This window comes from Actinocorallia sp. A-T 12471 (assembly GCF_033875155.1).
GTDB lineage: Bacteria > Actinomycetota > Actinomycetes > Streptosporangiales > Streptosporangiaceae > Actinocorallia.
On record NZ_JAWZTE010000001.1, the window covers coordinates 17,537 to 34,666 of the forward strand.

General features: G+C 64.8%; 12 protein-coding genes and 1 pseudogene. 12 read left to right on the forward strand and 1 reads right to left on the reverse strand.

What is annotated here, in order from left to right; translation table 11 throughout:
- The first annotated feature begins 171 nt into the window (after window positions 1-171).
- The 3 genes and pseudogenes from R9X44_RS00100 to R9X44_RS35625 all read left to right on the forward strand — a co-directional run.
- On the forward strand, window positions 172-558 hold the full coding sequence (locus R9X44_RS00100; RefSeq protein WP_319811835.1) for a pilin: 387 nt from the start codon (window positions 172-174) through the stop codon (window positions 556-558).
- A 203-nt stretch (window positions 559-761) separates the two neighbouring features.
- Window positions 762-2,123, forward strand: a complete 1,362-nt coding sequence (locus tag R9X44_RS00105; RefSeq protein WP_319811836.1) for a conjugal transfer protein TrbL family protein — start codon at window positions 762-764, stop codon at window positions 2,121-2,123.
- A gap of 47 nt (window positions 2,124-2,170) precedes the next feature.
- A pseudogene (locus R9X44_RS35625) lies at window positions 2,171-2,353 on the forward strand (PrgI family mobile element protein); the annotation flags it as partial.
- A 1-nt stretch (window position 2,354) separates the two neighbouring features.
- Here R9X44_RS35625 and R9X44_RS00110 read toward each other — a convergent pair.
- Window positions 2,355-3,680, reverse strand: a complete 1,326-nt coding sequence (locus R9X44_RS00110) for an ATP-binding protein (RefSeq protein WP_319811837.1) — start codon at window positions 3,678-3,680, stop codon at window positions 2,355-2,357.
- A gap of 248 nt (window positions 3,681-3,928) precedes the next feature.
- Between R9X44_RS00110 and R9X44_RS00115 the strand changes: the two genes are divergently transcribed.
- From R9X44_RS00115 to R9X44_RS00155, 9 genes are all read left to right on the forward strand, one after another.
- Window positions 3,929-5,503 carry an Eco57I restriction-modification methylase domain-containing protein gene (locus R9X44_RS00115; RefSeq protein ID WP_319811838.1) on the forward strand — a complete coding sequence of 525 codons (1,575 nt, stop codon included), beginning with the start codon at window positions 3,929-3,931 and terminating at the stop codon, window positions 5,501-5,503.
- Window positions 5,484-6,467, forward strand: coding sequence for a BsuBI/PstI family type II restriction endonuclease (locus tag R9X44_RS00120; RefSeq protein ID WP_319811839.1), 984 nt, complete (start codon window positions 5,484-5,486; stop codon window positions 6,465-6,467). The genes R9X44_RS00115 and R9X44_RS00120 overlap by 20 nt, the downstream gene beginning before the upstream one ends.
- Window positions 6,468-6,567: 100 nt before the next feature.
- Entirely contained in the window at window positions 6,568-10,308 is a 3,741-nt protein-coding gene (locus tag R9X44_RS00125) for a hypothetical protein (protein WP_319811840.1), read from the forward strand.
- A gap of 439 nt (window positions 10,309-10,747) precedes the next feature.
- Window positions 10,748-11,104 carry a sigma-70 family RNA polymerase sigma factor gene (locus tag R9X44_RS00130; RefSeq protein ID WP_319811841.1) on the forward strand — a complete coding sequence of 119 codons (357 nt, stop codon included), beginning with the start codon at window positions 10,748-10,750 and terminating at the stop codon, window positions 11,102-11,104.
- A 328-nt stretch (window positions 11,105-11,432) separates the two neighbouring features.
- A complete protein-coding gene (locus R9X44_RS00135; protein WP_319811842.1) occupies window positions 11,433-11,882 on the forward strand; it encodes a hypothetical protein in 450 nt (149 codons plus the stop codon).
- 572 nt (window positions 11,883-12,454) lie between these two features.
- A complete protein-coding gene (locus R9X44_RS00140) occupies window positions 12,455-13,426 on the forward strand; it encodes a histidine kinase (protein ID WP_319811843.1) in 972 nt (323 codons plus the stop codon).
- Between the two features lie 331 nt (window positions 13,427-13,757).
- Window positions 13,758-14,561 (forward strand): SAM-dependent methyltransferase, encoded by an 804-nt coding sequence (locus R9X44_RS00145; protein WP_319811844.1) that lies wholly within the window; start codon window positions 13,758-13,760, stop codon window positions 14,559-14,561.
- 91 nt (window positions 14,562-14,652) lie between these two features.
- Entirely contained in the window at window positions 14,653-15,423 is a 771-nt protein-coding gene (locus R9X44_RS00150) for a cyclase family protein (RefSeq protein ID WP_319811845.1), read from the forward strand.
- Between the two features lie 3 nt (window positions 15,424-15,426).
- A complete protein-coding gene (locus tag R9X44_RS00155) occupies window positions 15,427-17,067 on the forward strand; it encodes a thiamine pyrophosphate-binding protein (protein WP_319811846.1) in 1,641 nt (546 codons plus the stop codon).
- Window positions 17,068-17,130: the final 63 nt, after the last annotated feature.

The window sequence follows — 17,130 nt, forward strand, 5'->3', positions numbered from 1 at the left end:
CCTATGACGAGCACGATCACGGCTTGATGCGGTGCCGGGGCGGTCACCCGTTCCCGTTGCACCCGATCGTCACTTCGAGGGTTCCGAAGGAGGACACCCTTTCCGGCCCGCATCGGGTCGTGGTCGTGCTCGGTCCGTGAGGTTCCCGACGAGGAGACCAGGGATCGACAGATGTCTTTCGCACGCAATGAACAGCGCGAGGGCGGGCCGTCGCCGGTTCCGCGTGGGCGGCGGGTCGCGGCCTCCGCCTGGTGGACGGTCGGTTGCCTCGGCGCCGCGCTGACCGTTCCGGTGATCGCGGGGGAGGTGCCCGCCCTGGCTGCGTCGGCCTCGCTGGACCAGGTCATCACGAACATGAGGAACGTGATCGTCGGTCTCCTGGTGGGGCTGGCGACCTTGTTCCTCACGATCGGCGGGTTCCGTCTTCTGATCGCGGGCGGGGATGCCGGCGAGGTCGAGTCGGCGAAGCGCGCCTTGCGGTACGCGGCGCTGGGCTACGGCGTCGCGGTTCTCGCCCCACTGTTCGTGACGCTCCTCCAGAAGATCGTGGGTTCCTGAAGTGAGGGCGGCCAAACGGGCGCGCCTGACGCTGTGGGGTTTGCTGGCCGCGGCGCTGCTCGCTGGAGCCTTCGCCGGGGCCATGGGTGAGGAGGCTGGGCCGGAGCCGTCCGGTATCCGCGGTGGGAGCTCTGCCCGCCTCACCTGCTCCCACCCCGACGCCGTCGGTCCCGACGGAGGCACCGGCCTCGCCGGCACCCGCGGTGACGCCACCCGAGGGTGGAGGAGAGGAACCGGAGCAGGAGGACTGCGGGTTCACCGAGTTCGACTGCCACGCCGCGAACGCGATCAACGGCTGGTTCACCGACCTCATCGAGTCGGCGTCTGAACCGGTGGTCGAGGTGCTGGGGTCGACGCTGTTCGCCACGCCCGAGATCGAGTCCAGCCAGATGGCGACGGTCCGGGAGCTGTGGTCGACCTCGCAGGCGATCGCGGCCACCTGGTTCGTTCTGCTGGTCACCCTCGCGGGCGTGACCCTGATGACGGGTCAGACCATGCCCGGCGGCGTCTCGCCGCGCGAGCTGGCCACCGGCGTCGTGTGGGCGTTCATCAGCGCGAACACCAGCCTCGCCCTGATCGGCTACCTCGTCACCTTCGCCAATGGCCTGAGCCAGGCGTTCCTGAGCGGAGCGCGCGAGGACATCGACCCGCCGCGCGTGGCGAGGACGGTCGTGGACGGGATCTTGAGTTCCGTCGCTTCCCAGGGCGTGTTCATCGCCCTCGTCGCGCTGGTCGCGGTCGTGCTGGCGGTCTGCGTCGGGTTCAGCTACGTGATGCGTCTGGCCCTGACCATGTGCGTGATCGCCATCGCGCCCGTCGCGCTGATGTTCCACGCGCTGCCCATGACGAGCGGGATAGCCCGTCTGTGGTGGAGGGCGCTCGTCGGACTCCTGGCCGTGCAGGTCTGCCAGGCGTTCGTTCTCGCGATGGCCTTCCGCGTCCTGGTCGGCTCGGACGGCGACGACGTCCACACGCCGCTCTTCCCCGACGATGACTCGGCGCTGCTCGAACTCCTCCTGATCATCTGTCTTCTGTTCATCCTGGTTCGCATCCCGGGCTGGGTGGCGCGTCCGGTGTGGCAGGCCGCGCAACCGCCCCGCCTCCTCACGAGCATGATCAAGACCTTCGTGCTCTACCGAGGGATGGGAAAGCTCCTGGGCCGCGGCGGTGCTGCCGCCCGGACGGCCTTGCCGCCGAGTTCGCCAGGAACGAAGGCGCCACCGAGGGGCGGCCCGAAGCCGCCTCCCGCATCGCCCCCGGGGCCGCGTCCGCTGCCGGGCGAGCCGCGTCCCCTTGGAGGAACGCCACCGCCCAGGCCGACGCCGCCTCCTGCCGCCGCGCCTCCGAGCCCCGCGCCAGGCCGAGTGCTGCGGACCGACCGAACCGAGACCGCTAATTCACGGCGACCGCCCGCACCGCGCAGGCCCCAGCCGACGAGATGGCCGTCCGGAGTACCGCCGACCGCACCGCGCCGCCCCGCACCCAGACGACCTGGAGAGCGTCCCGCGCCGCGCACGACTGCCCGGAGACCGGCTCCGAACACCCGCCCGAGGAGAAACCGATGAGCGCAGACAAGGAACCGCTGACCGCCCGCATCCCGACCGACGTTGAGATGCCGGACAAGGTCCTGTTCGGCTTCACCGCCCGCCAGGCAGCGATCCTCGCCGTGACCGGCCTCGTCGGAACCTGGGTCTACGTGCTGGCCGGGCGGGTGTTTCCGACGCCGATCCTGGTCGCGGTGCTCGTTCCGGTCGTCGCCCTCGGCTCCGCGCTCGCGCTCGGCCGTCGCGACGGGATCAGCCTCGACAGGTTCGCCGCGCACGCGGCCGCGTTCCTTCGCCGACCGAAGACCCTGGCCGCCGAAGGGGAGCAGGCGCACCGGGCCCCGGCCTGGTGCAGGCAGACTGAAACATGTCGTTGGCCAGTGCTGCCACGGCTGCGGCCAAGCCTTGAGCTCCGTCGGCGAGATCGTCCAAGAGCACGTCAGTACGGCCGGAGGTCTCCCTTCGCTGCTCGGTGCCGAGCCGGTCGATACCGGAGCCGAAGTGGCTGACGGTGAGTAGAGCCACCGGAACCTCGAACCAGGAAGAGTTTTCGCCATACCGCCCGTTGAGCGTGGCGGTCACTGCGGCCACGCCGGAGGCACCCGCACGGTCGCGGGCATGACGCCCCAAGTACCGAAGCAAGGACACGGTCCACACGAGGATCGCGCTGTCCCACACTGCGACGTGGGTCTTCTCCAACTCCTCCAGATACAGAGACATGACCGCCGACGCAGATCCATCAGCGTGAAACTCGATCCTGCCATCCTGGCTGGAAGCGGTGAAGCGGCGACGTCCGACCCCGGGCTGCCATCCGGTCTGAGGCGGTTCGTAGCCGATCAGCAGCGGCTCTCGCTGCAGATCCGCGCGAAAACGGTCGAAGCTGCTCCGATCGACGATCAGGTCGCCAGGGACCTCCGGGACCAGCGAGATCGTGAGACGCCCGCTGGCCATCCCGGTGCCAGGTCGGCGGGGCAGCGGGAATCCCTCAACGACCTCGCCGGAGATTTGAGTGAGCCGCTCAGCCTGGTCGGCGGCTGCGGCGAACCGACGTCGGTAGGCGGAGGCCAGGTCACTCTCACTCATCCAGATCTTCGCGGTGCCATGCCGTCGCGGCCACCGCAAGTTGTGGCGTGAGGACGGAGTAAAGACCGCGTGCGGTGCCATGGCGCTCGGCGGCACAGTGATGAGTAGCAGGCCCGATGGCAGCTTTCCTTCGTAACCGGGTCGGGGGACCGCCCGCAAGGTGAAGGAGGGTAGCGGGTGGGTTCGCGAGGCAGCCACTTCGTGGATCCGGCGCTCAAGCGCATCGGTCAACTCCACACCGGTGACGGCAGACGGGCGAGCGTTGGCCTCGGCCATACCGACGACGATCACTCCTCCACGGTGGTTGGCGAACGTCGCGATATCCACCGCGATGTCCTCCATACCCTTGTCGCCTGGCTCGTATAGCCGTTTGAAGTCCAGCTCCTCGGCCTCGCCGGCAGCATCATTGCTCGTGAGGGCCTCCAGCTGCTCGAATGTCACTGCCTCGGGGCTTGCTCCGAGAATTGCGTTGAGCCTTGCTGAACGCCAGGCCATGACCATCCTCACCTCAACGGAATCAACCCGTCCGAGCTTGCCATCTCACAGCAAGCCTCGGGTTGAGACGCCTCAATTTGGTAGGAGCCCCCAATACTGGGAAGGATCGGGAGCCGTGGAGCTCACCGAGGAAGCATTCGTCCGAGCTGTGGGGACATGTGGTTCGTGGTCTTCTTCCGGGCGCAACTCACCGCTGAGGCTGGCCGCGAACAGAACGAAGGGGCAGGTCCGCGCCGTAAGCTAGGGGGATGACAGCCGAGGAACCTGCGACAACCTGCGAAGTCGCGGGGCGTCTGGTCGATCGCACCGAAGCCCGCCGACAACAGAGTTCGGCTGGGTTGGATCCCGACCGGCGAGCGAGCCTTGGTCAGTACTTCACCCCATCGCAGGTCGCGGACTTCATTGCTGCACTGGCGAATCTGCCGGAGCTCGGATGCATTCGGGTCCTTGATCCCGGTGCAGGTGCGGGGTCGCTGTCCGCCTCGATCGTCGCCCGCCTCATCAAAGAACGTCCTCACGCCTCGGTGACCTTGGTCGCCTGCGAACTTGACGAGTCCCTGCATCCAGTCCTCGCTGACACGCTCCGCGACTGCCGGGAGTCCGCAGCCAAGGCGGGCGTCAAGGTCGAGACGGTCCTTCAGCCGGGCAGCTTCATCGATTGGGCCGCTGGTGGATCTCTACTGGACACCGCTCCAGAGCCCTTCGACCTGGTGGTGACCAACCCGCCTTACAAGAAGCTCCGAAAGAATGCCTCCGAACGCAGCGTTGTCGCGTCCCACGCGAGTGACGTCTCGAACCTCTACACGGCGTTCCTCGCCATGAGCGTGAACCTTCTGAAGCCAGGCGGGCAGCTGGTGGCGATCACACCGCGAAGCTTCGCCAACGGCCCGTACTTCCGAAGCTTTCGCCAGTTTCTTCTCGACCGAATGCATCTCGATCGGCTTCACGTGTTCGAATCACGGTCGACGGTTTTCGGGGACGCAGATGTCCTCCAAGAGAACGTGATCTTCAGCGCTACTCGAACCGCCAGCATTGAGCGCGGTCCGCTGACGATCTCGACCAGCGCTGGATACGACGACGTTCCACGAGTGCGGACCGCTCCCTATACCGAGGTCGTACATCCGAGCGACCCCGAGCAGTTCATTCACATTAGCGGTGACGACGGCGACCGCGAGACGGCGGCGATGCTCGCCAGGCTCCCCGCTCAGCTGGTCGACCTCGGACTAAAGGTCTCCACCGGCCGTGTGGTCGATTTCCGTGCGAAGGAACACCTCCGCATGGACCCTGAGCCAGGCACGGTGCCATTGATCTACCCATTGCACATGCGTGGTGGGCGGATCATCTGGCCTGTTCCAGGAGCCCGGAAGCCGAATGCGATCGTCTCCACCGAGGCAACATCGAAACTGATGTTTCCATCAGGGAACTATGCCGTCGTCAAGCGAATGTCCTCGAAAGAGGAACCTCGTCGTGTGGTCGCATCCGTCTTCGAGTCCGAGGACTATCCTGGCATGGAGATCGGCTTTGAGAATCACGTCAACGTCTTCCATGCGAACGGCGTAGGAATGCCTGTTGATCTGGCACGTGGGTTGTGTCTATGGCTCAACTCCACGGTTCTCGACGGATTCATTCGAAGGTTCAACGGACATACGCAGATCAACGCCACCGATCTACGCAACCTCAGGTACCCGTCCGTTGCTGAGCTGACGGCCCTCGGGTCCTCCCTCGGGGGTGGCTCCTGGCCGGACCAAGAGAAGATTGACAATCTCGTCCTTCAGCACGTCTCCGCCTGCCAGACTCAAGAGGGTGACGACACCACAGCCTGAGGGCTCCGCGCAGAAGTCGATCGCTGAGCAGGTCTTCGAAGCCCAACGCATACTGCGCCTCCTGAACTTCGATGACGAGCGCTGCAACGAGCGATCCGCCTTGACCTTCCTTGCCTTGATGGGTATGACACCTGACGTGGCCTGGGTGGACGCCGAGCGACCGCTTCTCCGGACGGTCGAGATCATGGACTGGCTTCGTACCCGCTACGACAAGGACTACAAGCCGAACTCTCGTGAAACTATCCGTCGTTTCACTCTCCACCAGTTCATCGATGGCGGACTGGTCGTGCTCAACCCAGATGACCCCAAGCGCCCCGTCAACTCTCCAAAGAACTGCTACCAGATCGAAAAAGAAGCCTTCGATCTGATCCAGCGAACTGGTGACGCGGACTTCGAGGACCAGGTCGCCGCTTACCTTGCCAGGGTTCCCGGACTGCGAGCGAAGTACGCCATGGAACGGGATCTCCTCCGCATCCCGGTCACGCTCCCGGACGGAACCGAGGTGCGGCTCAGCCCTGGTGGACAGAATGAGCTCATAGTCCCCATCATCAAGGACTTCTGTGAGCGTTTCACCCCTGGAGGAAAGATCCTCTACATCGGCGACGCCGACGAGAAATGGAGCATCTTTCAGGAGCGTGCTTTGGCCGACCTGGGTGTAACCATCGACTCGCACGGAAAGATGCCGGACGTCATCGTCCACTTGCCTGACCGGAACTGGCTCGTCCTCATCGAAGCCGCATCGTCCCACGGGCCAGTCGACTCCAAGAGACACGGCGAGCTCAAGAACCTGTTCCAGGCGGCAACCGCTGGCCTCGTCTTCATCTCCTGCTTCCCCTCAAGGGCAGATCTGAGGCAGTACCTGAAGGACATTGCCTGGGAGACGGACGTCTGGTGCGCCGACAACCCCACTCACCTGATTCACTTCAATGGGGAGAGGTTTCTGGGACCGTACGACCACTCCTAGCCTGGTGGCCAACCCACATTACATGCCGATGAGCTTCTTTTATCAACCGTAGGCTTCGGCAACAGCATCCGGTGCCGCTCGGCCATAGTCCGGAGGGGAAATGATCAGTCCAGAGTTGGTCAATGCGACGCAGCTGAGTCAATGGGCAAGCACCCGAGCTTCGCAAGATCGATTTCCTGAGTTGATACGACGGCTTCTCGCTTCTACGCGAGGAATCACTGGCATTTCTGTCCGTTCTGGTGACGGCGTCGCTGCTCCAGGCTGGGATGGACGTGCTAAGTCTGAAGGTACCCCTTTTCTTCCATCCGGAGATCTCTGCTTTGAGTTCGGCGTCAACTCTAATCCTAAAAGTAAAGCGGATTCAGATTACAAGAACCGTCTAGTCGGCGATGCTGGAGGCGTTGAGCGAAAGAAAGTAGTCTTCATTTTCGTGACTCCCCGACGATGGTTCGGAGCAGAAAAATGGGCCAGTGATCACCGGGCGAAGGGCGACTTCGCCGATGTTCGCGTACTGGATGCTGATGACCTCGAAGGATGGCTTCAGCAGACACCTGCTGTGCATTTTTGGATATCTGAGCATCTGGGTTATCGGCCGAAAGGGGCGGAAAGCCTCGACAGTTGGTGGGAGCGATTTCAGTCACGTACTATGCCCTGCCTTCCTGCTCAGTTTTATCAGTCAGGACGGGATGAGGAGCGGGCCCGACTTCTGCGAGTTTTGAACGGAAGGCCTGATGCCGTCTCCGTCAGGTCCGGGTGGCGCGAGGAATCCCTGGCTTTTATCGTCGGCGTGTTGACTTCTGGGGAACAGAAAGACGACTTTCCCCCAGTTCTAGTCATTTCTCAGCAAGTTATCTGGGATCGCGTCATCGCAATGAGCAGTCGAGCTATCCTTATTCCGATATTCGAGAATATCGGCATCGGTCCGACACTCGAAGCTGGCCACCATGTAATTATGCCACTCGGCCATGGGTATATTGCGGTTTATGGATCGGTGATTGAACTACCACGAGTCTCCCGGCGCGAAACTGAGGCTATCCTCGAATCTGTTGGTATTACTGATCAACGTGCCTATGATCTCGCGGCTCTAGCTCGTCGAAGTATGCAGTCAATGACCCGAGCTCTGTCAAAAGATCCTGCGTTCACCTGTCCTCCCTGGGCACGGTCACCCAGTGACGCCGCAGTGCTTGCGCCACTGATCCTCCTCGGATCATGGAGCGAAAGAGATTTTGATCTTTCTGTCGCAAGCACCCTGTCTGGAACGTCCTGGCCGGAGATAGAGAGAGTGCTCCTGCACTGGCAGAATACTGACGACCCTCCGTTCATTCGTACCGGAAGCGGTTGGTATGTAACTGCTCTTGTCGAGGCATTCCATGCATTGCATCCCCTACTCTCTTCTTCGGTGATGCGACGATGGCAAGAAATCTTGGTCACGGTCTTCAATCAAATAGAAGATGCCAGCCAGATTAATCGGAGGGAGGGTGCTCCTTCTATTGCTTCACCTCTTGCAAGGCGTGGATTGGCACAAGGTTTGGCGCTTCTTGGAACTGAGGGAGGCCGAATTCTAGGAGATGTCACCTCATGCGCTTCGTATGCTCGCCGTAACGCCGCTATGATCCTGCGACAGGCCAACAGCGATCTCACTGGAGCTACCTGGGATCTTCTCGACGATGCGCTGATGTTTATCGCGGAAGGGTCTCCCGAGACATTCTTGACAGCCGTTCACGGAGATCTAGATCGTGCTGATCCCGTCCTTAGGACCCTGTTCCAGGATGGAGAAGGATCATCTGGGCGGCCAGCTCATACGAGTCTCCTCTGGGCTCTGGAGATTCTCTGCTGGTCGCCCGACCACCGCACCGATGCAGCGTTCGCGCTAGCACGCCTTCACTTGATCGACCCGGGTGGTCGTTGGGCGAACCGGCCTCTAGAGAGCCTTATCAGCGTTCTCTTCGGGAGCTTTCAGAACACGCAAGCTTCTCAGGCAGTCAAGATAAAGATCTTGGAAACGATCTGCCGTCGGCTGCCTGAGGCAAGGAAAGATCTTCTTTCGGCTCTTCTCTCTATATCATCGAGGATAATTACGGCTCCGCAGGAGCCACGTTTTCGAGATTGGAGATCCGAGGATCTAAATACAGATGTTTCTGACCCGGTGGACTATGTAAGCAGCTTGGTAAATCTTGCGATCGATGCGGCACAAGAAGATGTCGAAATCTGGACTAGCCTTGTTGGCGGCTTGCATGGCTTGCCGGCATCTGAGCGTCACCGGATCTTGATTGCGCTCAGACTGGATGTGAGCTCGATTCTCGAGTCTGGCCATCAAGCTCATCTATGGGAGAAGTTGCGTGAGAAGTTGATCCAATTTGAGTCCATGGATCTTGATGAGCAGATAGGTGAAGGTCATGTTTCAGATATTCGCGGGCTCGTTGAACTTCTAGAGCCTCGTGCAGGCGCCGTAAAGTATGCATATCTATTTGGCTCGCAACCAGTGATTTCTGGATGGTCGATCCTTGACAACCATAGATCTTATCGAGAGGAGCTACAAAAGCTTCGCTCCGAGGCAGCCCGAGTTGTGCTCGGCGAGGGCGGGATAGCAGCAATCAACGAGCTGAGTATCCATAGTGCAGTTCCCGAACAACTTGGCTATTCGTTGGGTGAGGTAGCTCCCGAGGAAATGACCGGGGATCTTGCTGCTTGGCTAGATTCGACTGATCAGTCTCAGCGCTCAGTAGCGGTGGGGTGGGCGCGAAAGAGGCTGCATGATGGGGGTGAGGAGTGGTTGAGGTCCACACTTCGACATCCCAGCTTTCAGCTCCCGGAGAGGCGAATACTTCTGGTTCTGAATGCTCCCGCTATCGGATCTTTTTGGGATGTAATTCTTGAAGCTGATCCAGATCTCCACGCGAAGTATTGGTCTCAGGTATCTGAGGTTTACGTGGAAGTGGAAGACCTGAGCCGGGCAGCACGAGAGTACATTGATCACGATCGGCCTTGGCTAGCCGTTGATCTTCTCCAAGCGTGGACTCGTCAAGAAGAGGGAACTGAGCCTGCATCCCTAGATCTCAATCTTGTCCAAGAAGCCCTGGACAGGGCTTGTGCCGCAGATCATCGAACTGCAAAAAGTGCATATCCTGGTTTCGGTGTTGGAAGGCTCATAGATTACCTTTCATCAAAGGGTTTGAGTCGAAGCAAGATCGCGTTCTATGAGTTCATATTTTATGATCTCCTTGATAGGAATCGTGACACTAAGGCCCTATTCTCGGTCCTTAATGAGGACCCGTCGAAATTTGTCGATATGGTTAATCTTGCCTATAAGGAAGACCATGCGCGTCCACGCTCAATGGATGAGCAGGCTCGGGGTATTGCTCTGAGGGCATGGGATATCCTTCGAGGCTGGCCGGCCGTTCCTGGGGTGCAGTCGGATGGTTCAATTGATAATGGCCATCTGAAAATTTGGGTGGAGACTGCGCGATCTAGACTCTCCGAGATTGGCCGAGCGAAGACCGGCGACAAGATTATTGGTCAAATACTCTCGTCACACCCTGCAAGTTCCGGCGAAGTATGGCCTGTAGAAGCGGTTCGAGAGATTATCGATTTGGTGGGCAGCCAGCAGATCGATGAGGGATTTATCTTCGGGACGCTCAGTCGTCGAGGCATAACAAGGCGTGACGTTTTTGAGGGAGGTAGTCAAGAGCGTGAGCTCGCGAAGCAGTACCGTCTTTGGGCTCATGATATTTCGTATGGCTGGCCCCGGACTTCGCGTTTGTTGCGCGAGATTGCCGAGGATTACGAGATGAGTGCTATCAGAGAAGACTCTGAGGCAACCAGCTCGGCCGATACGGAATAGTCGAGTTGTATGGGCTTCATGGCCGCACGTACGTCATGATCCCGAGCTCGCACTGGTGATATTGAAGTGTCCACGTAGCGTTAGCTGGCGGTGGCTGGGAAACCATCGGCTGGTTGCAGCCATCTGGCTGGTATCCGGTTGGGGGTACCACCCAAACCCTGCAACCCCGGACATTTGTCCGGGGTTGTTTGTGTTTGGGGAACTTGAGGGGTGGGGGTGGACGTGGGGAGGGGGATGAGGTTCTGGGTGGGCGGGGGGAGGGGTTCGGGGTGCTGTTCGATCGGCATTAGCGGGCGGTTTACAACTGCTGCTTCAGGCGGACGGGGGACTGGGGTGGGTGAGGATCTGGCGTCGGTGGGGTTCCTTGAGACGTGGCGGAGAAGGTGGGACGTGCGGTTGGAGCACGGGTTGTTGTTGGCCTGGCTGTACGGGGGTAGCGATGAACGTGGTGCGGAATCACCGGAGGTCGTCGCGTAGGTACCGGGACGTGCTTGAGCGGATGCCGCATGTGGTGGTGGGCGAGGATGACGCGGAGGCCGTCGCGGGGAGGGGCGAGGACGAGCGGCGGATGCGTGAGGTGCTGGCGCGGATCGCGGGGCTGGCCCGGCGTTACCAGGACGTTTTGGCGCTGTGCGTGTGGGAGGAGCTCTCTTACGCGGACGGCGTGGCGGCGCTGGGGATTCACGTCGGGACTGTGCGGTCGCGGTTGAATCGGGCGCGGGAGAGGGTGCGGGAAGCGGTGCCGGCACCCGGATACAGGGAGGGTGAGCACTCACTCAGGGAGGAACTGTTATGACGATCCCGGAAAGGCGGGACCTGCCTGGGTGCCCGAACCGGGGGCGGCGCCTGATGAACGAGATCACCGACGAACGCCGTGCGCCCAGGCGTGGGCTTGTCTTTGGCGGGCTGGTCAGCGCGCTGGCCGCGGCGGCGGGGCCCGAACTCAAGCCGGAGCCCGGGTAGTACTTGTACTTCTCCTCGAAGAGCCATCAGGCGGAGACCGTCATAGGGGATTTGCCTGCCCAGCGCGCTTTCGACACAGTCCGGGAGGTCTGGCTTTCGGCCGGCGGGGACAAGCCCGGCTACCTCGACCAGCGGACCTCTCGCGGCCGCCCATGGGCTGCGTGGAGGACGGCCCCGCCTACCTGACGACGGTGCCGACCGACCCGTCCGCCGCGAAGAAGTGGGTGTACGACCGGTCGCGCGGCGGCAACCCGGTGGATGTCCAGGCGTTCCACACCCTCGGCGACACGATCCGCGAGCACGTCATCCCGGGGGCGTCCCTTGCCGCGCTGTTCCGCGCCGCCGCCGAGATCCCGGGCGTCGACCTCACCGAGGGCGTGACGGACCTCGAGGGACGCCCCGGCATCGCCGTGGGCCAGACCTACAACACCATCCGCTGGGAACTGGTCTTCGACGCCGAGACCTTCGCCCTCCTCGGTGAACGCACCCTCCGCGACCTCGACGCCACATGGCGCCCCACCGGCGACAAGCCCACCACCCCCGCCGACCTCCCCCCACCGCCAAGGACGGCGACCTCCTCTACACCAACGCCTACCTCACCACCGCCATAGTCCCCACCCCCGGCCACCGCCCCTGACCCCCCACCCAGCGCGCCCCGGCCCCACGGCCGGGGCACCCGCCTGTCCGACGGACGGCCCGCTCGCGCTCGGCGCGGACTGCGAGGTCGGGGGATAGGGGCTTTTGGCCTTTTTGGGTGGGGGAATTCGGGGGGATTTGTAAATGGGGGGGGTGGGGGGTGGGGAATGGTAGGTTTGGGGGGTTGGGTGGGGAGAGGGAGGAGTTGGGGATGGGTGGGGAAGGGCGGATGGGGGTTGGGGAGTTGTTCTTTTCGGTTACGGATGGGAGGGGGGTTGTTCGGGAGGGGAACTCGGTGTTCGCGCGGGTGTCGGGGTACGGGCTGGGGGAGATGGTGGGGAGGCCGCATAGTTTGGTGCGGCATGCGGAGATGCCCGGGGGGATTTTTCGGGTGGTTTGGGGGATGTTGGGGGAAGGGAAGGCGGTCGGGGTTTATGTGAAGAATGCTACGAAACAGGGTGGGGAGTATTGGGTTTTCGCCACTATTTGTTCGGTGGGGGAGGGGTATTTGTCGGTGCGGGTGGTGCCCCGGACGGGGTTGCTCGGGGTGGCGGAGCGGGTTTATGGGGAGGCGGTGCGGGCCGAGGAGGCGGTGCGGCGGGGTGGGGGGAGCCGGAGGGACGCGGCCGAGGTGGGGGCGAAGGTCATCGAGGAGGAGCTGCTGGGGTGCGGGTATGCGTCCTATGAGGCGTTCATGGTGGAGGCGGCGGCGGCCGAGGTGGGGGCGCGGGGGGCGGGGGCGGTGCGGGAGCACGCGCGGCCCGGGGCGCGGGGGGCCATTGGGGAGGTGCTCGCCGGGACCGAGGAACTGCAGGGGGTGCTCGGGGAGCTCGTGGGGAGGCTCGAGGTCTATCAGCGGGTCTGTTCGGAGCTGACGGGGGCGTCGGAGGAGGTGCTCGAGGTCGCGCGACGGCTTGAGGGGGCCGTGCTGGCGGCGCAGGAGGCGTCCGAGGTCGCCGTGGACGCGCCGGTCCTGGCGAACGTGGCGCGGGTGATGGCGCGGCCGATCGGGGAGGCGGTGGCGGCGCTGGAGAAGCTGGGTCCGGAACTCACGCTGCTGCGCGGCGACGTCGCGCGGCTGCGGTTCTGGATCGCGCTCGCCAGGGTGCAGGCGGAGATGTCGGCGGCATTCGCGGCCGAGGCTCATGACGGGCTCGGCGAGGGCGCGACGCTGGCGTCGGTGCCGTTGCTGTGCGACGCGGCCGCGGCTGGCGCGTTGGAGATGGCCCGGCGGGTGCGGCGCGTCAACGAGGGGCTGCACGGGGTCGCGGAGCTCGCCGGGCAGGCCGAGGGGATGATGGAGGACTTCCGGCGCTGGCTCGGCCAGTGGCGCAACCTTGTGCTGCGGCATCGGGCGGGCTCGGTGATCGGTGGGCATCTCGCGGTGATCGATGGGGAGCTGGCGGCGAGTTGGGATTGGATGCGGATGTTGCGTTGGGAGGGTTATGAAGCGGCGGTTGTGCCGTTCGACACCGCGCTTATGACCGCTCCGCTTGAGCGGATTGCGCGGGCTCTGTGACGGTGTCGGCCGGAGGGCGTGGCCTGGGGGGTGCGGACTCCATGGCGGGGTCGGACCAGAAGGCGATCAGTTCGTCGGGTGGGGCGTCGGGGTGGGCCGGGCGGGCGCGGCCCGTCAGCACCTGCCATGCCCCGGTGAGCAGGAGCAGGAGTTGGCCGTCGTCGGTGTAGCCCGTCTGCACGGGTAAAAGCCTGCCACTTATCTCGCCGTGCCGAGGTGAATACGGAACGTTCGCGCCGCCGAGTCTCCGCACAGTCCTGCCCGAAATGTCGGAAAAATTAGAAAGCCCAGAGATAGGGATTCTCGCGGGGAATGTGTTTATGATCACCCTGTGACGGGAGAGACTGCGCCGCGTGGGGTCGACCCCACGGTCCCCTCTTCGGCGCGCATCTATGACGCGCTGCTCGGGGGCAAGGACAATTATGAGTCCGACCGCGAAGTGGTCAGACTGCTGACCGAATTGTATCCGTTCGCCCAGGCCACCGCCGTGGCGAACCGGGCGTGGCTGGGCCGTGCCGTCAGTTATCTGGCAGATCACGGCATCCGGCAGTTCCTGGACATCGGCGCGGGCCTGCCGACGCAGGAGAACGTGCACCAGGTCGCCCAGGCCGTCGACCCGGGATGCCGGGTGGTTTATGTGGACAACGACCCGATCGTGCTGTCGCACGGCCGCGCGCTGCTCACCGGCACCGACAACGTCAGGGTCTTCGAGGGCGATCTGGCGCGGGTCGAGGAGATCCTCGCCGAGGCCCGCACGTTCCTCGACTTCGAACGGCCCGTCGGCGTCCTGCTCAGCGCGATCCTGCACTTCTTCGACGACGCGGCCGACCCCTACCGGATCGTCGCGACGATCCGCGACGCCCTCCCGCCCGGCAGCTACCTGGCCCTGACGCACGGCACGGTCGCCCCGGACAAGGCCGATGAGGACTCCAAGGAGTTCACCGACGCCTACTCCCAGCGCTCGAGCAGCGGCCTCCACCTGCGCGACAAGGCCCAGGTCGCCCGTTTCCTCGACGGGTTCGAACCGGTCGATCCGGGCGTCGTCTACGCCGTCCACTGGCGGCCGGTTCCGGGCACGGAGCCGCGTCCCGTCGAGCAGGCGCCGGTGTGGGCGGCGGTCGGCCGGCTGCCCTGACGCGGCGACGCGCCGGGAGTCCGCACTGGTGGCGCGGCCTCCCAGGTGATTCGATATGTCCGCTCGCAAGGGTTTCGGCAAGGAGTGGGACATGGGTGTCGTCGCTGGTCTGCTTGGTGCGCTCGACGGTTCGGTGAGGGTGGTCGACCTGACGTCGCCGCTGCATGAGGGGACGCCGATCCTCCAGCTCCCCGAACCGTTCGCGAACACGATCCCGTTCAGCAGGACCGAGATCAGCCGCTATGACGCCCGGGGCCCGGCCTGGTACTGGAACGACTTCGCGTGCGGCGAGCACACCGGAACCCACTTCGACGCCCCCGTCCACTGGATCACCGGCAAGGACGGCGAGGACGTCTCGCAGGTGCCGGCGCGGCGGCTGTTCGGCCAGGCGTGCGTCATCGACGTGACCGCCAAGGTCGAGGAGTACCCCGGCTACCTCCTGACGGTCTCCGACATCCACGAGTGGGAGGCCGAGCACGGCGCGCTGCCCGACAACACGTGGCTGCTGCTGCGCACGGGCTGGTCGGTCTACGGCGACGACGCCGCGAAGTTCCTCAACCCGACCGACAACGGCCCGATCACCCCCGGCGTGACCGTCGAGTGCGCCCAGTGGCTCGCCGACGACCCCCGCATCATCGGCCTCGGCGTCGAGACCGTCGGCACGGACGCGGGCGCGGCGCACTCGTTCGACCCGGCCTTCCCGTGCCACCAGTACCTGCTGGGCGCGAACAAGTACGGCCTGACCCAGCTGCGCAACCTCGCCGAGCTGCCGCCGCGCGGCGCGCTGCTGATCGCCGCGCCGCTGCCGATCGTCGGCGGTTCCGGCTCGCCCGCGCGGGTCCTGGCGCTCGTGGACGCCTGAGCCATGCGGGTGCACGAGCGGATCGCCGACAAACTCGTCGAACTCGGGGTGACCCACGCGTTCGGGGTGATCGGCAGCGGGAACTACGCGGTGACCCGCGCGCTGGTCGCGCGGGGCGTGCGCTACACCGCGGCGCGGCACGAGGGCGGCGCGGCGGCGATGGCCGACGCGTTCGCCAGGCTGTCCGGCACGGTCCCGGTGCTGACCGTGCACCAGGGCTGCGGTCTGACGAACGCGGTCACCGGGATCGGCGAGGCGGCCAAGAGCGGCACGCCGATGCTGATCCTCGCGGCCGAGCCCGCGGCGTCCGCCGTGCACTCGAACTTCAGGATCGCCCAGGACCGGCTCGTGGAGTCGGTGGGCGCGGTCTCGACGCGGATCACCGCGGGCAGCGCGGTCCGCGACATCGTGCTCGCGCACCGGACGGCGCTGGTCAGGGGCGTCCCGGTGCTGGTCAACCTGCCGCTCGACGTGCAGGCCGCCGAGAGCGACGAGCCCGACACGCCCCCGCCCGCGCCGCAGACGCTGCCCGAGGCGGCGGCGGCCGACGTGGCGCGGCTGGCGAACCTGCTGGAGCGGGCGCGGCGGCCGGTGCTCATCGCCGGACGCGGCGGCCGTCACGCGGGCCCTGAGCTGCGTGAGCTCGCCGAGGCGTCCGGCGCGCTGCTGGCGACGTCGGCGGTGGCGCGCGGCCTGTTCCACGGCGACCCCTTCGACCTCGACGTGTCCGGCGGCTTCGCCACCCCGCTCGCGGCCGAGCTGATCGCGGACGCCGATCTGGTCGTCGCGTTCGGCTGCGCACTCAACATGTGGACGACGCGGCACGGCGAACTCGTCGGCGCGGACACCACGCTCGTCCAGGTCGACCTCGACCCGCTGGCCCCCGGCAGGCACCGCCCGGTCGACCTCGGCGTGGTCGGCGACGCCGCCCTCACCGCCCGGGCCGTCACCGAGACCCTGCGCGCCTCGACGGACACGCGACCGACCGGCTACCGCACCGAAGAAGTACGCGAACGGATAGCGGGCGAGGGCCGCTGGCGGCAGATCCCGTACGAGGACCTCGGCAAGGGCGAGCGCATCGACCCCCGCACGCTCACCATCGCGCTGGACCGCATGCTCGACCGCGAGCGCGTCATCGCCGTCGACTCCGGCAATTTCCTGGGCTATCCCACGATGTTCCTCGACGTCCCCGACGAGTTCGGCCTGTGCTTCAGCCAGGCGTTCCAGTCGGTCGGCCTGGGGCTGCCGTCGGCGATCGGCGCGGCGCTCGCCCAGCCCGGCCGGCTCCCGGTGTGCGGGACGGGCGACGGCGGCCTGTTCATGGCCGCGTCCGAGCTGGAGACCGTCGTCCGGCTCGGGCTGCCGATGGTCGTCATCGTCTACAACGACGCCGCCTACGGCGCGGAGATCCACCACTTCGGCCGCACCGACGCCGACGCCGGCTTCGTCACCTTCCCCGACGCCGACATCGCCGCGATCGCGCGCGGCCACGGGTTCGTCGCGGTGACCGTGCGCGGCCCCGAGGACCTCTCCGGCGTCGCCGACTGGCTCGCCGGACCGCGCGACCGCCCCCTGCTGATCGACGCGAAGGTCGCCGACTCCGAGCCGTCGTGGTGGCTCGCCGAGGCGTTCAAGGGCCACTGACGCCCCCACCACGTCCCACGAAAGGCATCCCCCGCCATGCCCTGCACCTACTGCGGCGCACCC